Raw genomic sequence first — 14,461 nt, 5'->3', positions numbered from 1 at the left:
TGAAAGCTGTTGGTGTGTTTGTTTTATTCTGTGTGCGTCCGGTATGCACATCTGGTATGGAAGATAACAAATTTTCCAGAGGGTGAAAGCCGAATGCGGCCCAGTCCCCTACAAGCGAGTTACTGAGGGCCGCCCCGGCGAAGCCTGTTAGCAAGTGGCAGGCTGGTTTACCGTGAGTTATGCAGTGAAAAAAGCCAACCGGCAAAATCCGGTACTGACGAACAGAAACGCCATACGGAGGCTAGAAAGAACGGGTAAGGCAGCGCATGGTGTCAAAGTCCCTGAACAACAATCTCTTTTTAGTAGATGCCGCAGGATCGGAGGAAGCCACCGTGGCGCGGGAATATGCGCTTACCCGTGGAGATCTTGAAAAGGATTCGGTTTATATGAGACAAAAAGTCACGGGGCCGCACGGCGGCAAAGGCCATAGTAGTTACTGGTAACGAGCTGTCATAGACAGACGGAGGTCTCACAAGGTGATGAAGGGCTGAACGATAGGTTGTCCGAAATTCTATAGGGAGGCATGGCTAGCCCTATCTTAAACTCCGACAAGGGAATAGTCAGTGTAAAGAGCAGCTATTCTATCCCTAGTGAACCGCCAGGCACGAGACCCGTATGCCAGGTGGTGTGAGAGCATCACCGTGAGTAACTTAGCTCACGGCGGGCTACTCGATTGGGATGTGTTTATTTTATTTTTTATCCGCCTTTGAGACCTATTTCATTTATATCTATATCCACCTTTTTCCAGGTTCCAGTGTCAATGTTGGCATCATCTATATCTCTAATCCAGTCGATAAAGGGGAATAATTTTATTCGATCAACCGTCCTTCTGTTATATCCTCTAGCGCCGATATCCTGCATCTGAAATTCTACAGTCCTGTTGGGCAAATGAAGGTTTTGATAAACTACTGTTTGTGTTTTCCAATTGCCGCCCCATACTATGAATGACCTTACTATATAAGCCAATGTTGTTATGATTAGAGCAAATCCAACAGCCTTTTTGATATCTATTTTGAATGATGATCCACCTATTATCAAACGTCCTGTTCCAAGAGCGATAAAGAGGATAAAGAAGTAGACAATGATTGAATTAATTTCCAAATCAGTTATTCTGTCGAGCAACAGTAAGGCAAGACTTATTATTAACAGCCCGTATGGGATAAGGTAGTGCTTCATAACCCAACTACTCAATAATCGAAAAAAAAGAATTTTATATCCAAAGCCTGCTTTGTACCAAAGTTGACATATGGAAATAAAATTCCTTTTATTGTTAAACTACTATCGGTCTATATTAACTGTTTCTGTTCAGGCAGTTAAGCTCACCGAAAGATTGTTTTAAACGTTTAACCAGCGATTTCTCACCTTCACGTACCCACTGGCGCGGGTCATAGTACTTCTTATTAGGTGAGTCAGGACCTTCAGGATTGCCCAACTGAGCTTGTAGGTAAGCTTCGTTTTTCTGGTAGTATTTAAAGATTCCCTCCCAGAATGCCCACTGGAGGTCTGTATCTAAATTCATTTTCACCACCCCGTATTGCAAGGCTTCTGAGATTTCTTCTGCACTTGATCCAGAACCACCGTGGAATACAAAATTTACCGGGTTCTTCTTTTCATTTGCGTTTCTGTTCTGGCGTATAAACTCCTGAGAATTGTGCAGGATGTTTGGCATCAGCTTAACATTCCCTGGCTTATACACGCCATGCACATTTCCGAAAGCAGCGGCAATCAGAAAGTTATCACCCACCTGACGTAAGGTATCATAAGATTGGGCTACTTCTTCTGGCTGGGTATAAAGTAGGCTGTTATCAACTCCGGAATTATCTACACCATCTTCCTCACCACCAGTGATGCCCAATTCGATTTCGATGTGCATGCCCAGTTTATTCATGCGCTCAAAGTACTTTTTTGAGATCTCAAGGTTCTCGTGCAGGGGCTCTTCACTCAAGTCCAGCATATGGCTGCTGAAGAGGGGTCTGCCGTTCTTTTCAAAATACTTTTCTCCAGCGTCCAGCAGGCCGTCAATCCAGGGCAGGAGTTTGAGCGCAGCATGGTCTGTATGTAGTACTACAGGAACACCATAGGCTTCTGCCATCAGGTGTACATGATGTGCACCTGCAATAGCACCTGCAATCGATGCCTGTTGCTTGTCGTTTGGCAGACTTTTTCCGGCTATGAACTGAGCACCACCATTGGAGAACTGCATGATGACAGGAGAATTTACTTCTCTCGCAGTTTCCAGTACACCATTTATGCTGTGAGTGCCAATTACATTTACGGCAGGCATTGCCCAGCCTTCTGCATTTGCAGTATCAAATAACTCTTTAAGGGCAGGACCCCACAAAACTCCGGGTTTAAATCTAGACATGTTGTTTATAATAGGTTGTAAATAAATTTCATTGGTTCATGACTGCACTGTTTGTTTCCTTACCCCTGCCTCAGCAACACGGAAGCCATACAAATAAAGTTGTATGTTACCGCTGCTAAAGCTAAAGCCTATCCCTTCGGGATGTGCTATTGAAAATTATTTTGCAGCATTAGTCTTTATACAAGTGGCGGTATCCTGATGGGATAATACTTCCAAAAGTATTGATTGTTAAACAAGTATTGCCGCAAGTATCAGAACAAAGATAGTATCAAGCTGGTCTAATGTTTTGCTTTTCTAGCTGAAAATATCTGTCCTATTGCATCAATTTCCTAATTAAGAGGATTAACAAATTCGTCCGGCAGAACCCTTGGCTGGTTAGCAGGATTATACATTTCTGGCGTACTGATTGCAGCAGCGTATCCATGAATCATTCGGTGATTATCTCATGTTCTGAAGCGACCATGTGCATACTATCCGGTGCATAATGATCAGGCATGCCTGGAAGAGGATGATGCGGATCTACTAGCGTGCATCCTTTTCAGCAATGGTCTGCTGGCGGAGCGCTAACTTTTTAATAAATTCTCCTCCAACCCCACTCTGTTCTCCCTGATTGATGGAAGTTTAAACATCATTGATCAGTAGTTTTTGCTGCCTGGGAGGCATGCTGTTCCTTTGTCATAGCCTTAGTTCATATGAGCTGTTAAAGTTTTCCATACTCCAGTAAATATGTTTTAAGGGGCTTCCGATTGACTTCACACCTTCTACAACTGCCGCTGCATTATATTCAGCGCCATCTTCTATTGTATGCGTTCGGTCTTTTGCATTGAAATATGCACTTCTTACTTTCTCTTCTCCCAACTTCTTATATCCCTCAGAAATGATCTGGTTCAGGTTGATGAAATAGGTATTGGTTTGGTTTGCCACCTCCTGTGCCCAGGCCGTATAATCTTCATAACTTGGCACAAAGATTCCATTCTCCCATTTGTTTTGTGGAACCGAAGAAGCAACGATGGGTGTAGCTCCCTTTGCTTTGGTTTCGTTGATGAATTGTTTCATGTACCAGCCATAGGTATGCACCCATTCCTGTTGTCTGGTAAGTGGGTTATATACTTCCACGCTATCATTACTAACACCTTTCATAGTTCCCCGGGAGCGAAGGGTGTCCGTAAGCGCAATATTGTCGTTATGGCCAAACTGCATTACTACAAAATCACCCTTCTCAACATCCGCCAATACTTTTTCCCACAGGCCATTTGTGCGGAAAGTGCGGCTGCTGGTACCTCCCATAGCTCTGTTTTCGATGTTGATTCTTGTAGTGTCGAAAAAGGGGGGAATAAAATTACCCCAGCCCCACAAACCTCCTGCTCCGTCGCCACGTCCATTCTTTACCGTAGAATCACCAATGAGAAACAGCGTAGGTTTTTGTTTTTCCGCTTTCTTTAAATATTTGTTCAGGCTAAGTCTTTTAAGGCCCCTCACTCCCTCCACTACTGAAGCTGTATTCAATCTGGCACCGGCTTCATCGGTGTGGGTGTGGTCTTTAGGAAAGAAGGTTTTCACCTGCTCCGGCCCCAGTTCTTCATATTTGTCGGCAACAATCTTATTTAGATCTATGAAATAGGCCCCTCCTTTTTTTGCAGCTTCTTTTGCCCATTTGCCATAATCTTCATCCGCCCGCTCTAGGGCTCCGTCCTTCCACTTGTTGCGGGGAATCATGGAAATTACAATGGGAACTGCACCTTTCGATTTGGCATCTTCAATGAACTTGCTTAGGTACCAGCCATAGGTATGCACAGTTTCATGAGAGCCGTCGGGCCATACTAGTTCTTTTGTTCCTGTGCCGGTGCCTTTTAGCACTCCGCGGTGTCCTGCTTTGGTGGTATCGGGAATGCTGCCTTCGTTATGACCAAACTGCATCATTACAAAATCCCCTGGCTTTAGCGAGGAAAGGACTTTATTCCATCGCCCTTCCTTGAGAAAAGTACGGGTACTACGGCCTGCCATTGCCTGGTTGCTTACTGCGATATTGGTGGTATCGAAGTACTCATGAATAAATGTGCCCCAGCCAGCACCACCGGGTCCTCCATTATTGCTGCTGTATCGCACTGTAGAATCTCCGATAATATACAAAGTTGGCTTTTCCTGTTGCTGAAATGCAGAAAGAATAAGCACCAGCATCAGCAGGGAAATCACTTGCTTTTCAAAGGGCATTTTTTCAAAAATACAGTTCATAATAACTAAGCTGTAACTGCTCCGGGCTCTAGGGGATAAGAGCAAAATTAGATTCTGTGAAAAAGCTGTTAAGACATATGAATTGAATACCTGGTAAATGCACTGGCTTTGGGTTCCATCCAGGCATTACTGCTTCAACTCCTAAATAAAGTTTAAACATTGCTCCCATAAAAAAGATTAAAGTTTTTTGACTGAGGGAGTGGATGTTATCCTGATGCATCTGTAGTGTTTTTTTTGCTTTTTCGAATCGACGGTAAAAAAGATGGCTGGTTGAAGAATTTTACTAAGGGTAATTGCTGCGCTTTAACATCCTCTACAAACAAGCCAGCAACCTGTCTTGCTCCCTCCTGCTTCAGGTGGGTGTAAACCAGAATCCCTTTCAGAGGCATCACCCCTAGGCTCCAGCCTGATTCCAGGGCAGGCTCGGGCTTTTTGCAGACCATGGTTGGATCTCCAACCATCCAGGAGTCCGTTCCATGCACCAGCGCATAAGCAGAAAGCAAAATGAACTTAAAAACTGAAAAGGCTATGATAGGCTTATTCATGTAGTACACAAAATAGATACAGACCTTGCTGTAATCTTAAATTTTTTAAAAAAGATCCTCTCTTAAAGCGTCAATCTATAATATAACTTGAATTTTGCGGTGATTTTGGGAAGTTAGAAGAGATTCAGCTCTGGCCTGTCCTGTTTGAGAGCAGGACAGGATTGTGGAAGTGGTGCATGGTTCCTTTAACGCAACAATTGCCTTAAATCAATCAGGAGTCCTCTGGCTCAGGCTGTGCAGCAGAGCGGCTGTGATGGATCAGAAGCGTCTTTAGAATTGTGCTGAAGTTCTAAACGAATCGATTGCGTACGGAAGCAAATTTTTACTGTGCTGGATGGTACAAGACAGACGTTATGTGTATTTTCTGTACCCATATGACATTTTCTTGAGTAGCATGTGTGCTAACGCATACATTCAGGTTAATCTGACTGGCATTCTTTACTGGTCTTCAACTGACAGGTAAGGGGGCAGTGGTTCAATGACCTGCTCCACCTCAAAGATCCAGCAGTTATTTTCCCGATCAGCTATAAATTTGGTAGGCTTGTAGGCCATATCCATCATCACCATCTGCGGATGAAATTTTACTTTACATGCTTCTGCCTTCTCTATGTCGTAACGTATTTTAATCACATTGTTTGCCATAGTTATTTGCCTGCCCTGCCTCTCTAAGGAGGTAAGTTGAGGATTCCTCCCCCAGAGAAGCAAAAGCTTTTAAAAATCATTGATACACTATCTTACCAACGCCAGTCAGAACCCATTGTTACACAACTATTTGAAGTGAGCGGAATTCATATGGGCTAAAGAGATGCCAACTTAGGCTATCCAGTGCGGAACGCCGCATCGATATTTTAAATGAGGTAACTATGTTTCGCCCCGCGATTTACAAGAGCTGCTTTCATAGGTTTTCTTAAACATCATAGCATTAGATTGGTATGGTAGGCAACAGGTGTGATGGTAGAAAAAGTATGACTAGCCGGCCGCACCTCGCCGGCTACGCCGCAAGATAGATATCGACAAAGCTACCATTTCAGGTAAACTTCATACAACCACTACGGCAAACTGTAGAAAGGAAATAACCGAAGTGGGAAAAGTGTGGGGGATCAGAGATGATTGCTGAAGTTATCAACCCCTTACTTGAATTCTGTTCAGCAGATCCGAACAGCACCTGCTTGTATAGAAAGTAGTTACTTCTGGCACATCAGCTGATGGACTGTTTCCTATATAACTTTGTAGCGCCTATATACTGCTACTCTTGTACTTCCAGGGATATATCTCCTACGCTCATTTGCCCGCCAAGAGCAAGCGCTGGGCTCTCTTTCATTCACAAGTACACATTCTCTGGACAGTCAGAATATACCCTAAACTTGTACTTTCCAGTTTTAGGGAGTTTGATTTCTACCTTAGCAGTTCCATCAACCGTTGTTACACTTTTAGGAATAAATTCTTTACCACTATCATCTGAAATCTTAATCCGGTAGGTGCAGTATTTAGCAAGTGTTTCCACACGTATGTAAATAGTTTCCATAGCACCTTTCTTGATCTTTGGGGAAGTCATCTGCTGGTCATGTAGTTGCCAAACAGCAATACTTATATTGCCCTCTAATACTATTTTATCTGATTGTGGTCTGATCTGGCTATAGCCATCAGGAAAAGATACCAATAGAAGTATCAGCGTGCCTACTATTCTTATGATCATATAAACTGTGGATCTGCTCTTTTACTTTCGCAGAGGTGCTATAAATAAATATGGAATGTATCAGAATTATTACTTATTCATTAGCTGGTTGTCACATTCTTACTGCTTTTACTCAGCCTCTTATTCAGTAAAATTTTTCAGTTCTTCAAAGCTTTTGTAGACCTACTGGCGGATCATCAGAATATTTAGGAAAGAAACTAAAGCTATCATCCATGCACTGCAGGTCTTTTGCTGGATGAATAGACAGGAAAAGAATGAAGCACAGGGATCAGATTTACGGAGATATCTTTTCAATATAGTATACAGTAGCACCCTTCGCTTCCAGGTGGTGATATCCTTATAAGCTGATCTCACTCTTCTATCATATTTGAAATCCTCTCATTCTGATTTTTTTAGAGATAACAGACAATGAGAAACCAGACACTTAGATCGGCTGTAATTTACTTGTAATCATGATTCCCCCTGAAGCCTATTCTACAATAGGCACGTTTATGACAACGACATCTTTCCCGCTTATTTCCAGCACCAGTCGGTCCCCAGTCTGTACAGAGGCATCTCTTATCATTCCCTTCAGCCCTTCAGCAGCTGTTTGCAGATTCGTATAATTGTTCTGTTGTATTGGTATAACGCCCCGAACATGGTAAATGCTCATCTTTTCAAAAGCATATTCCTCCAGCGCTTCAAATTTTACACTTTCCAGTTGCTGGGGGTTCAATCCTTCATAGAAGTAGTCGGTTGAATTATTGAGATATAATAGACATTTTGGGTTTGGTCTTGCTTTAAGCTTATCATTAAAAAGTACGGCTGCCTGGATATTTGTGTCTTTTGTCTGCCTGGTTTCTGGATCACCAATTTGCTGTACTTCTACCACAAGGTGTGCACCCGGCAGTAGCTTTTTATCAAATAAATTGTTGGTGCCAGACATATTTGCAATGGACTTTATTACTACCTTTTTGCCATTGCGCACAAGTGAGGCAGATCCTTTTAAGATAATATACTGCTTATCGCCCTCATGCACCTGCCACTGATAGTAGTTGGGGAAGTACGCAAATATTGTTTTTGGCTGTATCACATCTTCATCCAGTTTGAGGACCAGCTTTTGTGCCATTAGTAAATTAACTGCTAAGAGGTTAAGGCCAATAGCTAAGAGTAGCTTGTATTTCATGTTCTTCACTGAAAAGGTGCTGAGAGGGTATATCATTCCTGCTTATACATGCCAGATATTTCGACTTCAAACTTAAGACATAGAAAAATAATGGTGCTATTTCGCAATAGGGATTGTTGTGCAGTAGATGTAAGGAGGAGGTCTGATCCAGCCTTTAAAATCCAGAATATATTCCAGTATGTCTGCGAACTTACCTTCTCATTTGCTATTACTCCCTCTTCTTCAAGAGTATCTATTTACACTATATGCTTAAAACATGCAAATGATGATTTACTTTATCAGCATGCTTTGAGATAAAGTAAATGCAGTGTAATTCATATATGAAATACATCAGACCCATGCTGGATGACATCAGTGCTTCTATGTTGCTATCTTTTAAATATAAAAAAGCCTAAGGTGTAAGATGTGTATATGTGCGTGTATTCTGCAATAATAAGCAGTTTATTACTTCATTTAGCGGAAATAAGCTGCAGTACTAGCATATCTGCAGCTTCATGAATATGGAAAATGGGAATCTAGCGCTAACCTGCTAATAGATATGAGTAATACAGGAACCTGATAGGCTAAGAATACTTTGGTAAAGCCTTTATGCTATTTGGTATCAAAGCTTAAGTAAAATTCAAGGAAAACAAACTTCCACAAATCCGACAGCAGTTTTAAAAGAAACATTTTTTTTGGCATTCAAATCACTCCATGAGCAGATAATGCTAAATGTTGATTTTCTTTCCAAGTGTAAGGTTTGGTTTGTTAATGCCTGACTTCTGACCCTTCTGGTGCGTTGTTCTGCAGGTAAATATTCCAAACAAACTGGTTTGAACGGTTTTGCTATATGATGAAGAGTGAATTTTGATTAACAGCATTGGGAAATCATAGGTAAATCTTAGTAGGTTAATTCACTATTTACAGAATATTATACGCATTAGGTGCTGGAACATTACATCACTTTATTTTCATAGGGCTTGTTCATTTACTACACCTAATACTTAATCAATTAATTTGTACAATAATTTGTTTGATTTGGATCCTGGCATGCGTGTCTAACTGTGTCTATTTGAAAATGCCACTTTCTCCGGTCATCTAAAACATTGTTAAATTCTTGTCTTTTTAAACAACTCATTCATGTTTGTTCGACATAAATTTTTTATGCTGATGACAGCCTGTTTAGTGCTTTGTAAGATAACTGCCTATGCGCAGTGCACCGAGCAGAAAAATGCGGACATGGCTAAATACAAACGTTTAACAGAAACTGGTGATGCACAGAGCTGCTCACAATGTGCTATGTTGGCACTTTACTTTTGTTCTGCCACTTATACAATAGAAGCCCAGGATAAGGTAAAAGTTGGGCAACTTATTACAGCTGCTAAGCAAAACATCATTAATATGGGCCAACCATATTGCTGTCCAGAACTGCTGAACAAGGAGCCGCACTGGGGAAGTATGGCGCAGATACAAACTACAAAAAAAGATACCCCCGCCAATACACCCCCTGATCCTCTGAAAGTGAACGAAACCCCTGATGCAGACCAGCCATTAGTAGATCAGCTTCTGGAGAATCTTTCTTCTGATGCACACAACCCGCTAAAGGTCGATCGGGAGCAACTGTATGATATTGCAGGCATGCTTCCGCAGGGGACACTGAAGAATACCCTTCTCTCATACAGTAGTGGTTTAGGTACTAATGGAGATCTAAGCATGCGACAGATATACTGGGACCTAAGCAAAGCGTTCAGCAATGATCAGGTAGCTCAGCTACCTGCCTTACAGCAGCTAAAACAGGGTGTTGACCTGCTGATAAACAGACCAGAAAAGTTATATGCATCTATCAATCAGAAAACTAAACAATACCAACCGGGCATCTTTATGAATGATCCAATCTTTCTGCAGCATATAGCGCAGGAAACTGGCTCAAACAGCACTGCACTGGCAGTTGGTGTAGGATTTGATTTAGCCGCTGCTTACCTGAAAGATGCCGAAAAATTGGAGTCCTTTAAAAAAGACTATCGCAACTATGTTGGCGTCTCCAATAATATGCTTTATGCTGAGGTAGACAGCCGGCTAGGCAAAGCATTAATTGATGCTTGTATTATTCGTACCAATTTAAGTAAAATCACACCTATTTATCGTTATGATTTTGCAAGTGGAGCCACACTTAGGGCTGAAAATGGTACGTTGCGATACACTAGTGCTGATAAAAGAATTGTGAAAGATATGCTTTCCATTGAGCAACGTAACAATGGAGACAATTTTGACAAGGTGATAAATGCCTCCAAAAGCCCGCAGCCCCAGGAGATAATTATCTCGCCAGATGAAAAATGGTTTGTACTAAATACAGGTCGTATCCCGAAAGGTGGAGAGTGTAATGACTGCCTGAGCAAATCTGAAGTCTATATTGTGCAGGCTGCTAACGGAGAGGCTATAAAGCTAGATGCTATGGATATGAAGGATGTTTCTACAGAGACCACCAGCGACCTGATCATGAATACACATCTTAAAGCCGATACGCTGCAATATTCATTTATTTCCACCATGCGCGGTTCCTTTTATCAGTGGAATTACAATATGCATACCCTTAAAGGCAGATATCAGACTTTTAAATATAATGCGGACGCTGAATTTGTATTTCCGGAAGGCACACCTGATAAATCTGATGATGAACCTATGGATTATGATTTCAACAACAATTATACGCGCTACTTAAACTTTGAGAAGGATGGGCAGCTACTATACATCTGGTGGGCTAACCGAAAGAAAGGCAGTCAATTGTATTGGGCTACTCAGGCTGAAATTGTCAAACCCTTTGACAAAGGGACAAAAGCCAGTGAGAACCCCAGCGAAGTAATTCAGAATAAACTCACAGGACTGGTGCTTAGTCGAAAGGGCAACTTGTATTTCACGACGGCAAGTGGCAATATCGGTACCATTGATCTGAAAAATACAGCGCTAGATGGGAATAATTTTGATGAGGAAATCAGCAAAGCGGAGCTACCGGTGGGTTTACAAACTTTTGATTTTCTTACAAAAGATAACTTTCGCTTCGATGCATCCTCTTACCTGACATATTACAATCTCCCCAGGTTATCCCTTTCTCCGGATGAAAAGCACCTGCTCTATACCATTGGTAATAATCTCTACATGATAGATATTCAGCATCTAACTAGCCCAAAGAAATTCATCATGAGTATAGAGCCTTTTGGAGTTTACTTTGCCAAAGAAAATGGTGAAACAACTGTCTATTTCCAAGCATTGAATGAGTTTGAAATGCCTGTTACCAAGAAGTATTCTTTTGACAGATTGGTAAATGCACCGCAAACAGACCAAAAGGTTGTCAGGCAAGTTTCCCTTCGCAGCCATGTGAAGGAAAAGACTGGTTTTTCCGTAGCGGATGAAATAAAAAAGCTCAAAGCGCTTCTGGATGAAGGAATCATTACACAGTCAGAATTTGAGAAAGCCAAAATGAAACTGCTTAATGATTCTAAATAAAATTGTCCATGGCTTGTAACAGGAGTCGCTAGCTCAATATGATGGATGTTATTTGATATAACATATACATATGGAATGAGTTAAGGCCGGGCTTTAGGTAATTTATTTAGTTCTGCAAGAACTACATCGGGGTCTATACCACACCTTAGCAAGAGCGTTAGCAGGCGAAACAGCATAGTTAAGTACAACAGCGGCTTCTACTATTTTAATGTCCAACATAAAGGGCTCTCCCAAGGAGCTGCAATACAGATAATGTTTTACCACTTAATCCATATACCCTATGAAGAGAATTCTGTACTTATCTGTTTTAGTATCCATGCTGTTTGTTCCTGCAGGATGTGAAAAGTTTAAAAAGGGAACACTTGAAAAGATGGAACTTTGGGCATCAGGTAATGCCTATTACAGCGCAAAGTTTATTGATGAGTTGGAGTACTCCGGCCCTGAAGGTGAGATTTATGTTGACCCAAAGTTTGCTTCAAACAATATGGTCAAATATTATTACTATTATCATACAGATGAAAGTCCTAAAAGCCTGGGTTACACAGAAGGACCCCATACCGATGCTGACGGAAAGAAAATGTGGTATCACAAAGACGGGCGCGAAAACCCTGGATCAGGAGGGATATGGAGTGACGGCTTTAAATCTACCAACGGTCAGGGAGGCTCTGGTGGATCATCTGGATCAGGGAGTACATCTTGTCCAGACTCTTTTGATAGTTATACAGGTGATGCTCAGTTAGATGCTTACTGCGGTTATGCCTGGATGTATAGATGCCAGCAAGGTAAATCGCTGAACGACCCAGAGGTTAGAGCAGTGTGTACCTACTATAATGATTTGAAAACGAGCAACGCACCCGATTGCCCATACTGCAAATAACCACCGGCAATGTCTCATTGCGATGTTATTCAGTCCTGTAGAAGGATCTTGTATAGTAATAACAGCAAGAGAAAGCAGAAAGAGTTATATTTTCTCTAATGCTTAGAATGCTTCCTCTTTGCTATTTATAAGCTGATAGCTGCTGGACTAGGTGTAGGTGTATTGGTGAAGCACTCTCAACGCACCTGCACCTACCTTAAATATTTCATTGACCTCCCCACAATAAATCGAACCGTTGTAAAGTAGTGGAATCAGGCATTTTATCAACTTATACAAAAGCAGATTGCCATGAAACCCTGGAGTCGGCCTTCTTGGCCGCCGGGCGATCGAAGTTCACAAAAGCGCAAATTCTCTTTGCCATCAAGCAGTAGGAGACGGGAGTGAAGGTAGAAGAAGTATGACTGGCCGTCCCCGCTGCAAGATGGGCATCTGCGAAGCAACATTCTACAACTGCTGCAGCTAAGCGCCCTATCGGACCGCTGGAAGAAAAAGTATGGTGAGCTAGAAGTCTATGAGGTGCGCAAAATCAGGCAGTTGGCGCCGGGCGGCAGCGGCCGTCCGGCGCCGGTGTGGAAGAGAATCAGTAGTTAAAGAAACTGATTGCAGAAATAAGTATTGACAAGCAAATGATACAGGATGTGCTATAAAAGCTTTGATGCGGGGCGCCTAGGCCATCTGAGCGCCGACCGGGCCTATTGAGGTGTCTAGCCCAAGTGTTAATCGCTGATTAACGAGTGTCTATCAGACAGGGATGAAAGGTGTTGATGTAACACGCCACTGTGGTACTACATCTCTAAGGCCAGTGAGCTTCTATCCTATAAGGAAACGAATGCGTGAAATAGCTTAGATAAGTATCCGGTAGGCTACTGGTGCATCTTTCCCCTGTCAAGAAGAGAGGACTGGCGGGATATTCATAAACGTGCGGTCCGCCGCTGCAGTTTACCGGCTTTACAAGGAATATGGGCTGAAATTGCGCAACAAGAGACCTAAGAGCAAATTGATCAAGTGGAAATCACACAGCTGGACGAGAAATCATTTCTCTCAGGATGAAATTAAAATAAGGCTATCAATACTAGCAGAGTAATGCCAGTAACTCCTGGCATTACTACATTCTCCCTCGCAAATCGGCAGATTTTATTACAAGTGAATAAAGTATCTGAAAAGTTGTATGAACAGGGTTTAAGGAAGTGAGCGTCCAGATCAACATCAAGCAGCAACTTTGTTATATTCGAAACAACGACTTTTTTATAGCCTGCTTTCGCAAGCTACAGATAGTCAGTAATTGTCGTAGTACGAGACAGTCAAGCTAGAGAGCTGTTCAGGCTCTTGTTGGGGTATAGCCTCAGTACTCTTAGGCGGGTGCAGTCATCAATGGCTGTAAACTGGTAGGTTTTAGGGCCTACCTTAGTTACATCCATCTGTTCCCTATCACCTGGAACTGGGCGATTGTATCTCTTGCTTTTGATATGCCTACCCTGCTTTTTTACAGGTGCTACCTGATGTTTTTGAAGGATTCTCCTGGAATTCCCCTAAAAAAGTGGAGGGTTAGAAAAGAGAATATTAACTTAATCTAACCAATAACTACTATGGCAAAAAGGAAGGAGTATGCCAAAGAGTTCAAAGAGGAGGCTGTTAGGCTGGCTCAGGAGAGCGGCAATGTCAGTGAAACAGCCCGTAATCTGGGTCTGCATCTAAGCATCTTACGGCGCTGGATAATAGAAGTGGAACAAGAGGGGGAGAAAGCATTTCCAGGCAAGGGTCACACTAAAGATGATGAACTGCGGCAGCTGCAAAGGGAGAATCAACGTCTAAAGGAGACGCGGGGCCGTCCTTTAGATTAGTGCTTGAGAATATTATAGGGAATGTCCTAATTTAGGAAAGAGAAAAAGAGCTCGGGTGAACTATGGGGTCGCCTTTGTTGGAATAGTCAAGACTTGATCTGACGGTTGGATTAAATTTTTTATTAAATTCAACTGTGAGGGTATGAAAGAGGCGCTACGATATTGCCTCTTTACAAAAATCTAAAATCTTGGTAAGTTGCTATTGTCGTCATGCTGGTGGGAATGTGGGTAAGTCTTGCTGGGCAAAAGTGCGGAAGGGA

General features: G+C 42.2%; 11 protein-coding genes. 4 read left to right on the top strand and 7 right to left on the bottom strand.

Annotated elements, in window-relative coordinates:
* Nucleotides 1-266 precede the first annotated feature (266 nt).
* A complete protein-coding gene (locus tag KWJ01_RS00675) occupies nt 267-443 on the top strand; it encodes a hypothetical protein (protein ID WP_224994342.1) in 177 nt (58 codons plus the stop codon).
* Between the two features lie 253 nt (nt 444-696).
* Here the strand turns inward: KWJ01_RS00675 and KWJ01_RS00670 are convergent, their stop codons facing one another.
* The 7 genes from KWJ01_RS00670 to KWJ01_RS00640 form a co-directional block, all read right to left on the bottom strand.
* A complete protein-coding gene (locus tag KWJ01_RS00670) occupies nt 697-1,176 on the bottom strand; it encodes a hypothetical protein (protein ID WP_224994341.1) in 480 nt (159 codons plus the stop codon).
* 115 nt (nt 1,177-1,291) lie between these two features.
* On the bottom strand, nt 1,292-2,365 hold the full coding sequence (gene fbaA / locus KWJ01_RS00665; RefSeq protein WP_224994340.1) for a class II fructose-bisphosphate aldolase: 1,074 nt from the start codon (nt 2,363-2,365) through the stop codon (nt 1,292-1,294).
* Nucleotides 2,366-3,040: 675 nt separating this feature from the next.
* Complete coding sequence (locus KWJ01_RS00660) at nt 3,041-4,597, bottom strand: rhamnogalacturonan acetylesterase (protein ID WP_224994339.1); 1,557 nt, start codon at nt 4,595-4,597, stop codon at nt 3,041-3,043.
* A 206-nt stretch (nt 4,598-4,803) separates the two neighbouring features.
* Nucleotides 4,804-5,142, bottom strand: coding sequence for a hypothetical protein (locus KWJ01_RS00655; RefSeq protein ID WP_224994338.1), 339 nt, complete (start codon nt 5,140-5,142; stop codon nt 4,804-4,806).
* Nucleotides 5,143-5,580: 438 nt separating this feature from the next.
* Nucleotides 5,581-5,784 (bottom strand): hypothetical protein, encoded by a 204-nt coding sequence (locus KWJ01_RS00650; protein WP_224994337.1) that lies wholly within the window; start codon nt 5,782-5,784, stop codon nt 5,581-5,583.
* Between the two features lie 679 nt (nt 5,785-6,463).
* A complete protein-coding gene (locus tag KWJ01_RS00645; RefSeq protein WP_224994336.1) occupies nt 6,464-6,838 on the bottom strand; it encodes a hypothetical protein in 375 nt (124 codons plus the stop codon).
* Between the two features lie 469 nt (nt 6,839-7,307).
* The gene (locus tag KWJ01_RS00640) at nt 7,308-8,003 is read right to left on the bottom strand and encodes a hypothetical protein (protein ID WP_224994335.1); all 696 of its coding nucleotides are present in this window, start codon (nt 8,001-8,003) and stop codon (nt 7,308-7,310) included.
* Between the two features lie 1,860 nt (nt 8,004-9,863).
* Between KWJ01_RS00640 and KWJ01_RS00635 the strand changes: the two genes are divergently transcribed.
* The 3 genes from KWJ01_RS00635 to KWJ01_RS00625 all read left to right on the top strand — a co-directional run bounded on the left by KWJ01_RS00635 (nt 9,864) and on the right by KWJ01_RS00625 (nt 14,201).
* Nucleotides 9,864-11,483, top strand: coding sequence for an SHOCT domain-containing protein (locus tag KWJ01_RS00635; RefSeq protein WP_224994334.1), 1,620 nt, complete (start codon nt 9,864-9,866; stop codon nt 11,481-11,483).
* A 280-nt stretch (nt 11,484-11,763) separates the two neighbouring features.
* Nucleotides 11,764-12,360: a hypothetical protein gene (locus tag KWJ01_RS00630; RefSeq protein WP_224994333.1), complete on the top strand. Its 597-nt coding sequence runs from the start codon at nt 11,764-11,766 to the stop codon at nt 12,358-12,360.
* A gap of 1,586 nt (nt 12,361-13,946) precedes the next feature.
* Nucleotides 13,947-14,201, top strand: coding sequence for a transposase (locus KWJ01_RS00625; protein WP_224994332.1), 255 nt, complete (start codon nt 13,947-13,949; stop codon nt 14,199-14,201).
* Nucleotides 14,202-14,461 lie beyond the last annotated feature (260 nt).

This window comes from Cesiribacter sp. SM1, assembly GCF_020178975.1.
In the GTDB taxonomy this organism is placed as follows: Bacteria; Bacteroidota; Bacteroidia; order Cytophagales; family Cyclobacteriaceae; genus Cesiribacter.
Note: the sequence above shows the minus strand (reverse complement) of the source record. Positions and strands in the feature narration are given on the sequence as shown.